The organism is Campylobacter concisus (assembly GCF_050447445.1).
GTDB lineage: Bacteria > Campylobacterota > Campylobacteria > Campylobacterales > Campylobacteraceae > Campylobacter_A > Campylobacter_A concisus_BI.
In genome coordinates, this window is record NZ_JALMFW010000001.1 from 34,765 (window position 1) to 51,558 (window position 16,794).

Genomic DNA, 16,794 nt, shown 5'->3' on the forward strand with positions numbered 1-16,794 from the left:
TTGTTACTCTACTGTCTCGCCTTATCCTTTTATCGACCCAAGTGATCTTTTATTTGAGGTAGCCTTTAAGCCGTCAAGCACTCCAGCACGAGCTAGCAAAGCTGAGCCAGTGCAAACACTAAGGCAAAAATTTGAAGCTAAAACACACTCTTTAAGATATGATATAAACTCGTTGTCATTTACTAAAATCCTTGTGCCCTGACCACCAGGTACCAGCAAAATACTATTTTTTGGTAAAGTGACCAGCTTTTTTGTTTTTACTTCAAAGCCTTGCTTACTTTTTATTGCTTTACCATTAAACGATACAAAATTTAGATTTATTCCAGGTACTCTTACTAAAAACTCTACAGGACCCATGAGATCAAGTGTCTCGTAATCATCAAAAAGAAGACAAAATAGATTCATCGCTCTGCCTTTTGGATAGAAATTTCAAAAATACTTTGATATTTTAGTTTAAATTTTTAAGAAATAAAGGGGAAAATATAAATTTTGAAAGAATTTTTATCTAAAAAATTGAGATAACTGAAAATTGTTTTTAAAATTTAGATAATAAATTTTTAGGTATATTCTAGTAAAAAATTAACAAAACTTAAATATATTTTATCAAATTATTAGTAATTTTTTTTACTAAGGTTTACTTGTGATTAGCTCTGATATAATAGCAACTAAAACAGCATAACTATGTGATTTTAGCATATTTAACTAAAAGCTCAAATCATTAAGTTTTATGCAAATAAAGGAATAAAATGACGAGAATTCTTACTCTACTTTTTACATTGTCTGTTGCGGCAATGGCCATTGAGGGACCAACTGGCGTCAATCAATTTGACAGCACCATTTGGGCAGCACAGAGGATAGAAAATATCAAGCCTTATGAGCATAGCTGGGGTCCGATATTTACTTTTATCCAAGGTAACGACTACTTTGCCATAGGTGCGCTCTGTATTATCCTTGCGGTCATCGGTGCGTTCGTGCTACACTTCTTGATCATCGGACCAAAACACTTTAGTCACGATGGCAAAAAAGTATTTGCGTTTTCACTGATCGAACGTATAGCTCACGGCTTAGCTGCGATCTCTTGGATCATCTTAGTGCCAACTGGCATCATCATCATGTGGGGTGCAGAGCTTGGTGGTGGCACATTTGTGCGTTTCTGTAGATACTTGCACGATATAGCAACTATTATATTTGCTATTTCTGTGCTTCCTATGTTATTTGCTTGGACTATCAGAATGCTTCCAGCTGTTTATGACATAAGATGGATGATGATAGTTGGTGGCTATCTATCAAAGAAGAAAAAACCAGTCCCTGCTGGTAAATTTAACGCTGGACAAAAAGCATGGTATTGGATCGCTATTCCTGGTGGTATCGTGATGATCATCACTGGTGCGATTATGTATTTCTTAGACTTCAAAGAGCCAGCAGTTGCTACATGGCTTGGCATAACACAGATCGACCTTTTAAGATATAGCGTAGTTATACACAACTGCCTTGGTATAGTCTGTGCAGTATTTTTCCTAGTTCATATCTATATGGCTGCTATCGCTATCCACGGTGCGATCTGGTCGATGATTACTGGATACAAAGAGGAAGAAGAAGTTTATGTGCTTCACCACTACTGGTATCAAGAGCTCGTTAGAGAGAATAAAATTCCAGTATCTGATTATGAAAAGTCTTATACAAATTTAAAATAATTAACTTTACTTTGACCTTGCTAGTAAGCGAGGTCAAAGCCCTCTTTTATCTCAAATTTATACATTAAAATTTTTAAAATAATTAATATTTTTTTGGCTATAATCCAAACTAGTTTCAAGGTTTGAAATACTAATTGCAAAAGGAAAAATCATGACAACAATTGATTGTAGAAATTTAGAGTGTCCAAAACCAGTCATAATGACAAAAAATGCACTTGATGGCTTAAGTGAAGGTGAAAGCTTAGAAATTTTGGTAAATGCACTAGCCTCAAAAGAAAATATTTCAAGATTTTTAAAAAATCAAAATATAGAATTTAGCCTAGAAAGCAATGGCAATGAGACTAAAATTTTAGCTACAAAAGGCAAAAATGTGCTTGAGCTTACAAATTTTGATGAGTTTGTCTGCGACATAACACCAAAAAATAATAAAGTACTCTATCTAAATGAAGAGCGCGCGGGAAGTGGCGAAGTAGGAATAAATTTACTATCAAAATTCCTGGGAGCTTTTCTTCAAGTTGAGAAAAAACCAAAGATAATAATCTGCGTAAATAACGCTGTAAAGATGACTACAAATCGCTCACATCCAAGCTTTAAGCCGCTTAAAGATCTTGAAGCTGCTGGTGTTAAAATTTTAAGCTGCGGAAGCTGCTTGGAGGCTTATAAGCTAGTAAGCGATCTTGCGATTGGCGAAATTTCAAATGCTTATGAGATCATCGACATACTCTCAACTCACGAGCAAATCAAATTATGATCTATCACGACAAAAAGCTTACGCAGTTCGTTAGAGCCGCTGGTTGAGCTGCTAAGCTTGACCCGTCGGGTCTAAACAAAACGATTAGTAGTTTAAATTTATCTCATCCAAATCTGCTCTCAAGCACCAATTCTAATGAGGATGCGAGTGTCTTTAAAATTTCAAATGATCTTGCACTTGTTCAAACGCTTGACTTTATAACGCCTGTGGTAAATGATCCTTTTATTTACGGTCAAATCGCTGCTGCAAATAGCCTAAGCGACGTCTTTGCAATGGGTGGTGAGGTGATAAATGCTCTAAATATCGTAGGCTTTGATAGTTGTAACTTGGCACCTGAAATTTTAGGCGAAATTTTACAAGGTGGAGCCGATAAAGTAAAAGAGTGTGGCGGCATTATCGTTGGCGGACATACGATCGAGACACAGCAGATGTATTATGGGCTTAGCGTCACTGGAAGGGTGCATCCTGATAAATTTTGGGCAAATAATACAGCCATAAATGGCAATGTTTTGATACTTACAAAGCCTCTTGGAAGCGGCATTTTAAGCACAGCAATAAAGTCTGATTTATTAAGCATGGAGCAAATAAAAGAGGCTGCAACTATCATGGCACAGCTAAATTTTTATGCATTAAAGGCACTTGATGACATCAAAGTTTACGGCGCTACTGATGTGACTGGATTTGGCTTTTTGGGGCATTTAAGCGAAATGCTAAATGAAAAGATCAGTTTTGAAATTTATGAAAAAAATGTGCCAATCATTGCAAGTGCAAAGGAATTTGCAGATATGGGCATCATTCCAGAGGGAAGCTATAAAAACCGCGAATTTGCAAAGCATTTTATAGACAAGGAAGCTGATATTTTACTATTTGACGCACAAACTTCTGGTGGGCTTTTGCTTGCAGTTGGTGAAAAGGACGCGATGCTTGCAGTAAAACGCTTAAAAGAAGTAGGTTATGAAAGCTCGGCTATTGTTGGCTCTGCGGTGCCAAAGAGCGAGTTTGGTATATTTTTAAGATAAATTTTTAAAAATAGCATGCTATCTCATTGCGTTAGAAAAATCTTTTAATTTACCTAACCGCCCTATAATGTCAAAAATTTATAAAGGAGAGATAATGAACTATCTTGAAATTTTAAAATTTCGTCATGCTTGCAAAATTTTTGATGAGAGCAAAAAGATCAGCGCTGGCGAGTTTGACTTTATCCTAGAGGCTGGCAGACTAAGCCCAAGCTCAACTGGCCTTGAGCAGTGGGACTTTTTGGTCGTGCAAAATAAGGAGCTTAGAGAGAAAATAAAAGCCGTTTCGTGGAACCAAGTGCAGATCACATCTTGCTCGCATTTAGTTGTCGTTTTAGCTAAGATCAAAGAGGTGAAATTTGGAAGCACATACGTTAATAAAATGATCGCTAGAAATACCAATAAAGATCCTGAAGCCATTGCTGCAAGGCAAAAATTTTATCATGACTTTTTGCTTGCAAATTTTAAAAATGATGATGAGCTAACATTTCAGTGGTCACATGAACAATGCATGATAATTGCCACAAATATGATGAATGCAGCTGCAAGTTTGGGCATTGATAGTTGCCCGATAGAAGGCTTTGACAGACACGCGTTAAATGAACTTTTGGGGCTTGATGAGAGCTTTCAAAGAGTGGCTATTATGGTGCCATTTGGCTACCGCCTAAATCCACAACCAAAAAAACTTCGTAGAGAAATTTCTGATATCGTTACTTGGATCTATTAAGATATTTGAGCCAAATTTTAAATAAATTTTTGGCTCAATTTTAAATAAATCAATAAATTCTAAATAAATACTTACCTTTATAAACCCAAATCAAGTAAAAATGGGATAAAATCAGAGCCAAAACCTAAACTAACGAGGTGTCTATCGTGCTTGAGAAACAAAAAACCAGCCTTCAAATAGTAAAAATGTTTTATACAAAGGCTATTTTACTTCTACTCTCATTTATATTTTTAGCATTATTTGTAGTTTGTGCCGGCACGAACGATATAAAGTATGATCTTAGCTCAACGAATTCAAATATAAAATCATCAATCTCAAATAGCTTTTTTATAATAAAAAACGATCTATTTTTAAAATCAAAAATGATTGAAGCAGGTCTTAGCGATATGCTATTTGATAAAAATTCAACAAAAAACGATCTTTATATAGCTTTTTATGTTTTTGATAAAAATAGAAATTTACTCTATTCAAAGAGATTTTTAGGTGCTAATGACATAGCCGAAAATGATCTATCTCAGCTTAGTTTAAACGAGACAGATGCTGGAAAATTTACAGTATCGGATCGAGTTTATAAAAACAGTCGTTTTAGAGACATTTATGCATCTTATGGACTAAAAAATGGAGGCAGCATTTTAGTTCAAATTGATATAAAATTTTTGCAAAACTACACTAATGTAGATTACGATGATAAAAGCAAAACTTATGCTTATCTGGTAGATAAATATGGAAATTTATCAAGAGATGAGTTTTATAAAAAATTTGATGAATCGATGTTTTTGCCTTATGTGAGTCTTGGCGACGAGTTTAAAGAGGATAAAATAATATTTTCTTTAAGCCATATGAGCTTTTATCTCATAAGCTATATGCCAGAGTATAAAATTTTTGTTATTACAGCTTCAACGAAGCATTTTCATATCTTTATGCAGTTTGTGTTATTTTGGCTATCAATCTTTTGTTTTATATCTTCTTTAATTTTATGGGTTAGAGATGTAAAATTTATAAAAAATAGAATAATGCCAGCTTTAAAAGAGGTAAGAGATACTTTAGATGGTGATGAATACGAGATAAGACGAAGCCTTAATGTAACAGAATTTGAAGATATAAAAAATGGAATAAACAAGCTAAAGATAGAAACCAAAAAAGCAACTGACGGACTAGAAGAATACAAAAGTAGATTTGGCTATATTTTTGAGCAAAGCTTTTTGAAAATAGTAGTTTATGATGCTTATAGCGGCGATATTATTGATGCTAGTAATGCATTTTTGTCTTCCATTGGCTACACAAAAGATGAGATTATAGAGCTAAATTTAAATGATTTAATAGATGACGATTTTGCATTGTTTATGCAAATGAAACAAGATGCTCAAAATAGCGATATGAGTTTTAAAATCAAGCTAAAAACAAAAGATGGCGGCACTAAAGAGGGATTTTTACAAGAGTCGCAGATCGAGCTAAGGGATTCTAGGCTAAATTTTATGCTTATACACGAGCTTGACGATGAAAAATTTACGAAAATGGATAACGAAGCAATAAATGATTATTCGTTTTTATCGCCAAATGTAATAGCAGAAGCATTAAGCAGCGATCCATTTTCTATCGTAAGAAGTACGCAAAATATCGATAGCGTCTTTAAAGTCGCACAAGATAAGAAGCTTATAAATTTAAAAGATCTAATAAGCCCTGAAAGTTTAGATGAGTTTGCTGTAAATATTTCTAATGAATCTAAAAAATTCTTTGAAAAAGGTAGCAAAAATAGCGAGATAAATCTCGTAGCCAATATGCAAACAAATGAAAACAACAAAACGCCATTTAAGATAAAAGTAAAATTTATTGATAATGGTGCTGATAAAGAGCGAAAGATCATCTACTTTTTTAATGACTTAAGTGATATAGCAAAGTTGCAAGAAAAATACGATGCTGAATTAAAATATTTTCAAAGCATACTTTGGGCAAGCCAAGCGCTTGTCTTTTCATGGGATAAAAAAAGCGACACCCTTTATATCCCAAATGCTATCGCCAAGTCGCTCGGATATGCATTAAATGGGGATATGAGTATAAATTTTGAACGTGCGAAAACTATATTTGTAGATGAATTTGTAAGCTTTAAGGACTTTTTTGATCTTATAAAAAAAGATGAAGTATATGATGGCGAAGTTCGTTTTTATAGGGCTGATAAAGAGATTATTTATGTAAGGATTAGAGCAAAAGCAATAGCTTTTTATGATGGTGAAGCAAGCGTTATAAAGGGCACAATGCAAGATCTTAGTGTGCAAAATAGCTTTTTTTCTTATCAAGACCTTTTAGCAAAAATTTTCTCATACGCAAAAGAGCAGATTATTATGCTTGATGATGAGTTTAGAATCATAGATGCTAATGACGCTTTTTTCGATACGCTTGACATTTCTAGAGATAAAAATTTTATAGAGAAAATTTACTCAAAAGATATAATAAATTTTAAAAACGGACTAAAAGATATTAAAGATGAAATTTTAAATTCACTTAAAATAACTGGCTTTTGGCAAGGTCTTATTCATGATGTTCGAAGCAGAAATAGACTCGAAGTCATAAGTATAAGCAAGCTTTTAAACGCATTTGGCGATCAAGAGGGATATATTTTGTTAGCTTCAAGCGCAAATGATGACTGCTACAATAAAGAGTATCTCGAATTTATCGCATATCACGATACACTGACTGGGCTACCAAATAGATTTTTACTTTTTAATAAGCTAGAAAATCTACTAAAACAAGCGAAAAAAAGCTTAAAAATAGCAGCTTTTTATGTCGATTTTGATAATTTTAAATCGATAAATGACGGATACGGACATCAAGTAGGCGATAAAATCCTAATAGAAATTTCAAAAAAAATAGATGAAATTTTCCCAAAACAAGGAATATTTGCAAGAATAGGCGGAGACGAGTTTATAGGTGCTATGCCTTATGAAAATTTGGGAGAAATTTACGAAACTGCTGAGAACATCTTAAGAGTGGGCCAGAGTAAAATTTCTATTGATGATGATGAGAAAAAACTTAGCGTAAGTATTGGTATTAGCTTAAGTAGCGATGCGCTTAGCGTTGATGATCTAATTGAAAGAGCCGATTGGGCTATGTATCAAGCAAAGCTTAATGGAAAAAATAAATATTATGTATTTAATTCGAAAAAAGATACATACTTTAAAAATGAATATAGAGATGACTCAAAGATCATTGAAGCTATCGATGCTGGCGAGATGTTTTTACTATATCAGCCTGAGATTGATATAAAAAGCGGGGAAGTTAGCAGCTTTGAGGCATTTATTAGATGGAAAAATGGCGATAAGATATTAAGGCCATCAGACTTCTTACCTCTTGCAAAAGGCTCAAAAGCAGTTGTTGCTATCGCACTATTTACACTAAAAGATGCTTTAAAAGCTAGGGCTGTATGGCTAAAAGAGGGAATAAATGCAAAAGTTAGAGTAAATTTGTGCATTAAAAAGCTAATGACTTCTGAGTTTTTTGAGAAATTTAAAAAGCTTTTAGAAGATGAGCAGCTAGATGCAAATGGGCTAATCATAGATATTGTTGACTCCGCAAGTGGCGTAAATTTAGATGATATTGTTAGATATATTGATGCTTATAAGGAGTTAGGCGTTAGCTTTTCGCTTGATGATTTTGCATCTTATTCAGGCTCGGTAGAAGCTTTAGGCATGTTAAAAACAAACAGATTCAATATAGATAAAAGATTTTGCAAACAGATTTTTGATTCAGTAGAAGCGCTAAAGACCATACGCATGATAAAGTATGTATCAGATACATTTGATTTTGATGTCATGATAAAAAATTTAGAAGATAAAAGCATGCTTGAAATTTTTGTTGGATTTGGCTTTAGTAGATTTCAAGGACGGCTTTTTGCGCCAGAGCTTAGCCTGGATGATGTGCTCAAATTTAAATTTGCTCTATCATCTCCGCTAAATGTAAGAAATTTTCAAGATGATGAGAACTACAATATGCTTTGCAAAATAGTAGGTGCAAAAGAGCTTATGACTCGTTTGATAAATTTGCTTAAATGCGATGAAAAAGTAAGCGAAAAATTAAAAATCGAAATAGCAAATCAAGTAGATGATATCAGAATAATAAATGAAAAATTAGCTGAAATTTTAGATACGATCCTTGTAAAAATAGACAAAGAGAACGTAATAAATTTAGCTAATGAGGCAATTTTGTTATGCGATAATGATCTAAATTTGAGTGGAGCGAATAAATAATGAATGAAAATGCTTTAAATGTTTATGAGCATGAAATCCCAAATGGAAGCAAGCTGTACTTTGCCAGTAGTGCAAAGCTAAAGAGGCAAATCGAGCAAAAAGCTAGTGAAATTTTAGAAAATGAAGGCTTTAGCGAGATCGTAACGCCATTTTTCTCATATCACCAGCATTTAAGTGTAGATGCGACAAATCTTTTACGTTTTAGCGATAGCCTAAATCACGAAATAAGTCTAAGAGCTGATAGTACGGTAGATACTGTAAGGATCGTGCTTAGAAGGCTAAAGGCAAATGAATCAAAAAGATGGTTTTATATCCAGCCAGTCTTTCGCTATCCAAGTCAAGAAATTTATCAAATTGGAGCCGAGCTAATCGGTGAAAATGATGTTTTAAAAAGCATAAATATCGTAGCAAAGCTTCTTAATGAGCTAAAAATGGATACATTTTTGCAAGTGAGCAATATACAAATTCCAAGAGTGATTTGTGAAATTTTAAGCGTGCCTATTGAAATTTTTGAAAATGGACAAATGGAGAAAATTTTATCTCAAAATGTTCCATGGCTAAGCGCTCTTGCTCTTTTAAAGTCAGTTGATGAACTGGATGAAGTGATTAAAATTTCTCCAAGCAAACTAAAAGAACCGCTTGAAAATTTGAGAAATTTAGCCAGTGCTTTAGAATATAAAAATTTAAGAATAGTTCCGCTATATTACTCGAAAATGAGATATTACGATAGTTTATTTTTTAGATTTTTAAGAAATAACAGCATAATAGCAAGTGGCGGCAGCTACGAAATAGACGGAAAAATAAATAGTGGTTTTGCTGTTTATACAGATGCATTGATAGAAGAAAAAATTAATTTAAGGAAGTAAGAATGAGAAAGGCTGATTTAGTAGTTGGAGTTCAATGGGGTGATGAGGGCAAGGGCAAGATAGTTGATATGCTAGGACTAAACTATGACATGATCTGTCGCTCACAAGGCGGCCATAATGCCGGTCATACGATCTGGGTTGATGGCGTTAGATACGCGCTTCACCTTGTTCCAAGTGGAATTTTGCATAAAAATATCATAAACATCATTGGCAATGGCGTTGTTGTTTGTCCAGAAGTGTTAATCACTGAAATGGCACAGTTTGAAAATTTAGAGGGAAGGCTTTATATTAGCGATAAAGCACATTTAAATCTAAGCTATCACAGCCAAATCGATCAAGCAAAAGAGAGACTAAAAGGCGAAAAAGCAATCGGTACCACTGGCAAAGGCATAGGACCAACTTATGCTGATAAAATAAGTAGAAGTGGCCACAGAGTAGGCGAGCTACTTGAGCCGGAGCGTTTGTGCGATGCTTTGATGCATGATTTTGAGACAAATAAATGCGTATTTGACGCACTTGGCGTAAAAATTCCTAATGAGAATGAATTACTTGAAGAGCTAAAAAGATATAAAGAGGTTTTAGCTCCATTTATCGCAAATACTACAAACCTAGTGTGGAAGGCACTTGATGAAAATAAAAAGGTATTACTTGAAGGCGCTCAGGGCACGCTTTTAGATATCGACCATGGCACATATCCATACGTAACTAGCTCAAATACCATAAGTGCAGGTGCTTGCACAGGTCTTGGACTAAATCCAAAAGAAATCGGTGAAGTAATAGGCGTCATAAAGGCATATACGACTCGTGTTGGCTTTGGTCCTTTCCCAACAGAAGACAAAGGCACAAGTGGCGATAAGATGTGCGATATTGGTAAGGAATTTGGCACAACAACAGGCCGCCGCAGACGTTGTGGTTGGTTTGATGCTGTGAGTGTAAAATATGCTTCAAGACTTGACGGTGTCGATACTTATGCGCTTATGAAGCTTGATGTACTTGATGGATTTGAGGTGGTAAAAATTTGCAAAGCTTATCAATATAATGGTGAAACTATCGATTATATGCCGACAGATCTTGAAAATGCAACTCCTATCTATGAAGAACTTGCAGGCTGGGATAGCGTAAAAGGTATAAGCAAATATGAATATCTGCCAGCAAATGCAAGAGCTTATATCGAGAGAATAGAAGAGCTAACTGGCGTAAAGATCGGCTACATCTCAACAAGCCCTGAAAGAAGCGATACGATCATTAGATGAAAAGCAAATTTACCTCTATCGTCCGCGTAAAAAAACAAGAGATGAATAAAGTAGAGGCGAAGCTCGCCGTTGCTAGGCTTAATGTAAGAAATTTTGAAGAAAATTTAGTGCATTTAAGAGCAAGGCTTGAGGAATTTTGCTTGCCAAAAAGTGGCAATATAGGCGAGCTAAAGGAAAATTTAGAGTTTATAAAGATAGTAAGGCAAGAGCTAAATGCCTGCAAAGAGAGCCTTGAAATAGCTAAAAAAGAGGTTTCGCATTACGAACATAAATATAAAAATGCAAATTTAGAGTACGAAAAGATGAAATATCTAGAAAAAGAAGAGTTTAAAAAAGAGATAAAACGCATACAAAAGGCCGAAGCACTTGCACTTGATGAGTTTGCGGTGATGAAATTTACAGCTAAGAGCGAGTTGTGATGAGAGCAGTTTTATTACTCTTAACTATTTTAAATTTTGCATTTTGTTTTGAAGTACCAGTTGACTGTACGCAAATTTTTGAAGCTAGAAAAGAAGAAATTTCAAAGGAACTTGAAATTATAGATGAACAGCGCCAAGCTTTAGAGGTATTTCGCGCAAGCTCAGCAGCAGCCTATGAAGAAAATAATAAAAAGCTTGCCAAAAAAGAAGCTGATCTAAATGCGACAATGAAAGTGATCGAGCAAAAACGCAAAGAGATCGATGAAGTGGTCGCCAAAAATGAGAAAATTTTAAAAGAACTTCGCACAATGACTAGTGATAAAGTCAATGAGTCGTATTCTAAGATGAAAGATGGCGCGGCAGCTGAGGTGCTCTCTAAAATGCCTAGATCAAATGCAGCCACCATACTTTATGCTCTTGATGCCAAAAAGATATCAACTATCATGGTAAAAATGGATCCAAAAGTAGCATCCGAGATCACCACTTTGCTTCAAAAAGGACCACCATTTGCTGATGAAAAAGGCGATATGCCAACTCCAGCCGGTAGCATAAATATACAGTAATCAATCTTTACATAAGCAAGCAAAATTTTAAAGAATTTAGACACCAAAATATAAAGCTCTATGCTTATAAATTTTTAATTTTAAGCTCACCTAACTTTAGCTTGTATACTTTTTATGGTAGTTATTTTTTAACCAAGCTTGCTAGGACACCAACTCCAAGGATGGCTAGAATGATAAAAAGGCTAATTTGTGCAGAAATTTCAAAACCATGATGAAAGATATGAGCAGTCGCATTTACAGCTAGCTTTGCTGCGATAAAAAACAAAAGCACGATCACAGAAATTTCTAAATACTTTAAAAAATTTTTGAGTGCTTCAAGCACAAAATAAAGCGTTCTTAGCCCAAGTATCGCAAATATCATCGCTGAATAAACAATCACAGGATCTTTGCTCACAGCAATGACAGCCGGAACGCTATCAAAAGCAAATATCACATCGCTTAGCTCAATCACGCAAAGACACAAAAATAATGGTGTTGCTATCCAAGTGGCTTTTAGCCTTAAAATTTGATCGTTAAGAGTAGTTTTTTGACTATCTGAAATTTGCTTAGAAATTTTGCTAAATTTAACAAAAAAACTATGTCCAAAAAGTTGTGGTAAAACCGGAAAGAAGCGATAAACTGCCCTATAAGCTATATGGTTTGAATAATCTTTTATATCCTCATCGCACTTATCTTTTTTTATCATCATTACGGCACTATATGCGACTATTGCTGCAAATATTAGCTCCATCCAAGGCGAAATGGCAAAAAGTATTGTACCTACGGTTACAAAGATGAGCCTAAATATCATAGCTCCTATAACGCCAAAATAAAGCACTCTGTGTCGGTAAATTTCAGGTATCTTAAACCATGAAAAAATTGCCATCATCACAAAAAGATTATCTACTGAGAGTGACTTTTCTAGCGCATATCCTGCAAAATAAAGACTTGCTATTTCACTGCCTCGCTCAAAATATAGATATATGCCAAAAAGTACCGAAACTCCTATCCAAAAGATAGACCAAATGCCAGCTTGTTTTAGTGAAATTTTCTCATCATGTTTATGAGCAAAAAGATCTATTCCAAAGGCAAGTGATGCCATTATAAGAAAAACTATAATTGTTTGAATTTCTGACGCGTTCAACTTTTATCCTTAAAATTTTTAGTAAGGCATCATCAAGACTTCTACTATTCCGCCTTTTTTAAGAATTTCTTTATCCATTGGGATCATTAAAAGTGCGGCTTTGTTTGTTAAATTATTTACGATCGCTGAACTGCCAAGCTTTTTGCCATTTAGATTTACAAAATTTTTTCCTTCACGATTTTCTAAATTTACAGCTGTAAATTCTAAAAATGGTGAGCGTTTTTTATAGTCTTCGTCCATTATCGCCGTGATCTTTGGCTCTTCTTGACCAAACCATGCATTTATTAGGACCCTCACGTAAAGCACACACATAACCATTGCCGAGTACGGAAATCCAGGCAGTGCAAAGATATATTTATCGCCTGACTTTGCCACTCTGATGTGACGACCCGGTTTTATGGCGGCACCTTCGATGATAAGGCTAAAATTTTCATTTAAAGCACCTTTTACGAAGTCATAGTCCCCCATGCTTATGCCACCAGTCGTCACTAATATATCAGCTGATTTTAGTGCGTTTATGATCGCTTTTTCGACAAGCTCGGCCTTATCTCTTACGATCTCGCAAAGGATCGGCTCTGCACCCATTTTGCGTATCTGCATAGCGATGCCTACGTGATTTGAGCTGTGAATTTGTGCTGGATTTTCTAATGGCTCGCCAAGGTCTTTTATCTCGCTTCCAGTCGCTAGTATCGCCACTCTTGGGCGTATGAAAACGCTTACATGAAAGACACCAAGCTCAGCAAGAAGTGCTATCTCGGCGTAGGTTAGACGTGTGCCTTTTTTGATCAAAATTTCACCTTTTTTGTAGCTTTCTCCTACTTCGCGCACGGCAAAACCCTTTGGCACGCTCTTTTTGATGATTATTTTTGAGCCGCTAACTTCGACATTTTCTACCGGTACAAGTGTATCAGTGCCTTCGCTCATTAGTGAGCCAGTGAAAGTTTTTACACATTTACTGTCCTCTATGACTAGTCCTTTGTCGCTTCCAGCAGGCAGGTCTGTGATGAGCTCAAGCTCGCTTAGACCATCTTTAAAGGCAAAAGCGTATCCATCCATCGCTGAAACCGGCTTTGCTGGGTAATTTTCAGCGGCTGTAATATCGTAGGCTATATTTCTATCAAGTGCGTCTGTGATGGCCACTTTTTCTATCTTATCCCACTCGTTTATAGTATCTTTTAAAATTTTTAGGCTATCTGCGTAGCTCATAAAATCTTTCATTTTTATCCCTTTTATGAAATTTTTGCATATTTTATCTACTTTGCTCTTAAAAAAATTAATCTTTGTTTTATTTAATGATTATTAAAATGCCATTTAAGAAATCAGTTTGATTTTACCCTATACACAGGAATATTCATGAATAAAACAGTGCTTTACATCATCGCAGGTGCAAGCTTAGGCATTCTTGGCCCAGTGCTTGTTTATTTTGGCAACCCAGCAAACATGGGCGTTTGTGCGGCTTGCTTTTTAAGAGATAGCGTAGGCGCTTTTGGCTTTCATCAAGCCAAAGTAGTACAGTATCTAAGGCCTGAAATTTTAGGGCTTATTATCGGAGGCTTTTTAGCAAGCATGCTTTGGAGCAGAAATTTCACTCCAGTATCTGGCAGTGCAGCATTTTCTAGATTTTTTCTAGGTGTGTTTGCTATGATTGGTTGCCTTATCTTTTTGGGTTGTCCATGGAGGGCGTTTTTGCGCCTTGGCGGCGGAGATATGACTGCTATTGCTGGCCTTGTTGGTCTATTTGCTGGCGTTTTTGTTGGACGATTTTTCAAGAAAAATGGTTACGTTATACCTGAAAATGATGCCACTACAAAACCAGTTGCGTTTTTGCCATTAATCATTGCTATTTTGCTTTTAATAGCCCTTGTTTTTGGCTTAAAACTTGGCGATAATGGTGCATTATTTAGCTCAGAAAAAGGTCCAGGCTCACAGCATGCAAATATCTTTATCTCACTTATTTGCGCTATTGTTATTGGCATTTTTATGCAAAGAAGCAAATTTTGCTCGGTTGGTGCGATTAGCAAAGTTTTTGAGCGTGATCTTTCAATGTTTTATGGCATTGTATCTATCATCGTTTTTGCAAGTATCACAAATTTAGCTCTTGGACAATATAAATTTGGCTTTGAAACTCAACCTATCGCTCATAATGACGTCCTTTGGAATTTCCTTGGCATGAGCTTGGCTGGTCTTTGCTTTAGCCTAAGTTATGGCTGCCCAGGCAAACATTTAGTGCAAATGGGAGCTGGAAATTTAAGCTCAGCTGTATTTGTTTTAGGCATGGGAGCAGGCGCTGCGATAAGCCACAACTTCATACTTGCAAGCTCTGGAGCTGGCATCACTCCTTATGCTCCATGTGCCGTAGCGATCGGCTTTATCTATGCTATTTATGTCGGAGTTTTTACTAAAAAAGCATAATATAAATTTGGCTGCTTTTGCAGTCAAATTTACTCACTTTTTATATCTATCACCTCATCAAAAAGTCCAAAAAGCTCACGTTGGTGTGTGATCATCATCACGCCAAGTTCCTTAAAATTGCTCTTTAAATTTTTCAAAATTTCAGCCGCTGAAGCATTATCCAGTGCTGAGGTTGCCTCGTCTAAGAATAAAAATTTAGGCTTTGCAAGATAGACTCTGGCGAAATTTAGCCTCTGAGCCTCGCCTCCACTCATGATCTTAGGATAGTCTAAAATTTCATCTAAATTTTTAAATTTGCTAAGGCCAACTCTGGCTAAAATTTTATAAATTTCACTATCATTTTGCTCATTTTTGTTCGGATAGGAGATGAGTTCTCTTAGGCTAGATCTGACCAAATAAGGCTTTTGAGGTATGAACATCACTCCATCTTTTGGCATCGATACTTCTGCTTTGCCATACTGCCAGAGATTTGCTAGGTATCTAAAAGCCGTACTTTTACCAGCTCCACTCTTTGCACTTAATACCAACCATTTTTTTGGTGTTAAACTAAAGCTCAAGTTCTTAAATAAAATTTCATCATTTGGTGTATTTAGTGTTAAATTTTTACAAATCACAGCTTCGTCATTTTGACTAAATTCGTGAGCCTTTTTTATTTCACTGAGCATACTCACAAAGGTATATATACGCTCTACGCTAGCGGCAAATTCCATTATCTGCTTATAATAGTCCATAAACCACGCAAGACCATCTTGAACTTTATAAAATGCTGTTCTTGCCTGCATCATATCACCAAAGCTCATAGTGCCAGCTAGATAAAGTGGCAACGAGGCAAAGATTGGGATGAGGTTTGTTATTTTTAGGTAGCTTGCGCTAAAGCACTCAAGTCTAAATTCGGTATTAATAATATGCTTATAATTTTTGACTATTTTTAAGAAATCATCTCTAAATCTCGTTTTTTCTCTCTTTTCTCCGTTTAAGAATGCGGCCGCTTCTGCATTTTCTCTAAGGATTAGTAGGTCTGCTCTATAGTTGGCTTCAAGATGTTGTTTTTCAAAATTTAGTGGTTTTAGCTTTTTGCCAATAAGGTGAGTGACGAGTGAACAAATGAGTGTATAGATGATAGCTATGTAGACCAAAAAGCCACTTATCTCTAAATTTATTCCAGCAAGTTCAATTTTTAAAATTTTAGAAGCTTGCCAAAGAATAAAGACGAATGCTATTAAATTTGCGACATTATAAACAAAGGACTTTACTAAATTTACACTTCGCTCGACAAATAAAAAGCTATCTTCAGCGATCCTTTGATCGGGGTTATCAAAAATTGTACTTGTAAAGCTTGCTTTATAAAAACTAGAGTTTTCAAGCCATAGATTTTCTAGTTTTGAGCTTAGACTCTCTCGCCAGGAAATGATGAGAAATTTCTTTAAATAACTGCCACAAACTATGAAAATAACAATAAATAACGTGTATAGTAAAAATTCTCCCACAAGAGACAAGATCACACCCTTGCTAAATGTGCTTAGTGCGTCGTAAAAACGCTTCTCCCACTCATTCATCAAAACTGCTATTTCTGTCACGCCAAGACTTGCAAATATCATCAAAGCTAGAACCACCCATGCTTTAAAAGCCTTTTTATTTAGCCAAAACCAAGATGAAATTTCAAAAAATTGTCTTAAAATTCTCAAATTTTTCCTTTAAAATTAAAGGCCCAAGAGCCAAAAAGGCCTTG

14 protein-coding genes are annotated in these 16,794 nt (G+C 35.4%); 10 read left to right on the forward strand and 4 right to left on the reverse strand.

Annotated elements, in window-relative coordinates:
- Positions 1 to 21: 21 nt before the first annotated feature.
- Entirely contained in the window at positions 22 to 405 is a 384-nt protein-coding gene (locus MTT30_RS00190; protein WP_429800571.1) for a DJ-1/PfpI family protein, read from the reverse strand.
- 341 nt (positions 406 to 746) lie between these two features.
- Between MTT30_RS00190 and MTT30_RS00195 the strand changes: the two genes are divergently transcribed.
- From MTT30_RS00195 to MTT30_RS00235, 9 genes are all read left to right on the forward strand, one after another.
- Complete coding sequence (locus MTT30_RS00195) at positions 747 to 1,694, forward strand: formate dehydrogenase subunit gamma (protein WP_429800572.1); 948 nt, start codon at positions 747 to 749, stop codon at positions 1,692 to 1,694.
- A 151-nt stretch (positions 1,695 to 1,845) separates the two neighbouring features.
- Complete coding sequence (yedF, locus tag MTT30_RS00200; protein ID WP_107709236.1) at positions 1,846 to 2,445, forward strand: sulfurtransferase-like selenium metabolism protein YedF; 600 nt, start codon at positions 1,846 to 1,848, stop codon at positions 2,443 to 2,445.
- Positions 2,442 to 3,464: a selenide, water dikinase SelD gene (gene selD, locus MTT30_RS00205; RefSeq protein ID WP_429800573.1), complete on the forward strand. Its 1,023-nt coding sequence runs from the start codon at positions 2,442 to 2,444 to the stop codon at positions 3,462 to 3,464. Before yedF ends, selD begins: the two co-directional genes overlap by 4 nt.
- A gap of 94 nt (positions 3,465 to 3,558) precedes the next feature.
- A complete protein-coding gene (locus MTT30_RS00210) occupies positions 3,559 to 4,188 on the forward strand; it encodes an NAD(P)H-dependent oxidoreductase (RefSeq protein WP_429800574.1) in 630 nt (209 codons plus the stop codon).
- 146 nt (positions 4,189 to 4,334) lie between these two features.
- Positions 4,335 to 8,429: a diguanylate cyclase domain-containing protein gene (locus MTT30_RS00215; RefSeq protein ID WP_429800575.1), complete on the forward strand. Its 4,095-nt coding sequence runs from the start codon at positions 4,335 to 4,337 to the stop codon at positions 8,427 to 8,429.
- Positions 8,429 to 9,295, forward strand: coding sequence for an ATP phosphoribosyltransferase regulatory subunit (locus MTT30_RS00220; protein WP_021090725.1), 867 nt, complete (start codon positions 8,429 to 8,431; stop codon positions 9,293 to 9,295). Before MTT30_RS00215 ends, MTT30_RS00220 begins: the two co-directional genes overlap by 1 nt.
- Before the next feature lie 2 nt (positions 9,296 to 9,297).
- Positions 9,298 to 10,548 (forward strand): adenylosuccinate synthase, encoded by a 1,251-nt coding sequence (locus MTT30_RS00225; RefSeq protein ID WP_429800576.1) that lies wholly within the window; start codon positions 9,298 to 9,300, stop codon positions 10,546 to 10,548.
- Positions 10,545 to 10,967 carry a flagellar export protein FliJ gene (locus tag MTT30_RS00230; RefSeq protein ID WP_429800577.1) on the forward strand — a complete coding sequence of 141 codons (423 nt, stop codon included), beginning with the start codon at positions 10,545 to 10,547 and terminating at the stop codon, positions 10,965 to 10,967. Before MTT30_RS00225 ends, MTT30_RS00230 begins: the two co-directional genes overlap by 4 nt.
- Positions 10,967 to 11,530: a MotE family protein gene (locus MTT30_RS00235; RefSeq protein WP_429800578.1), complete on the forward strand. Its 564-nt coding sequence runs from the start codon at positions 10,967 to 10,969 to the stop codon at positions 11,528 to 11,530. The genes MTT30_RS00230 and MTT30_RS00235 overlap by 1 nt, the downstream gene beginning before the upstream one ends.
- A 121-nt stretch (positions 11,531 to 11,651) precedes the next feature.
- Here MTT30_RS00235 and MTT30_RS00240 read toward each other — a convergent pair whose 3' ends face one another.
- Both MTT30_RS00240 and MTT30_RS00245 read right to left on the reverse strand, forming a co-directional pair.
- On the reverse strand, positions 11,652 to 12,653 hold the full coding sequence (locus MTT30_RS00240; protein WP_429800579.1) for a TerC/Alx family metal homeostasis membrane protein: 1,002 nt from the start codon (positions 12,651 to 12,653) through the stop codon (positions 11,652 to 11,654).
- A gap of 18 nt (positions 12,654 to 12,671) precedes the next feature.
- Entirely contained in the window at positions 12,672 to 13,871 is a 1,200-nt protein-coding gene (locus MTT30_RS00245; RefSeq protein WP_429800580.1) for a molybdopterin molybdotransferase MoeA, read from the reverse strand.
- 135 nt (positions 13,872 to 14,006) lie between these two features.
- On the opposite strand from MTT30_RS00245, the gene yedE reads away from it, so the two are divergent.
- Complete coding sequence (gene yedE / locus MTT30_RS00250) at positions 14,007 to 15,065, forward strand: YedE family putative selenium transporter (protein WP_429800581.1); 1,059 nt, start codon at positions 14,007 to 14,009, stop codon at positions 15,063 to 15,065.
- A gap of 29 nt (positions 15,066 to 15,094) precedes the next feature.
- On the opposite strand, the gene MTT30_RS00255 is transcribed toward yedE, so the two are convergent.
- The gene (locus MTT30_RS00255) at positions 15,095 to 16,750 is read right to left on the reverse strand and encodes an ABC transporter ATP-binding protein/permease (protein WP_429800582.1); all 1,656 of its coding nucleotides are present in this window, start codon (positions 16,748 to 16,750) and stop codon (positions 15,095 to 15,097) included.
- Positions 16,751 to 16,794 lie beyond the last annotated feature (44 nt).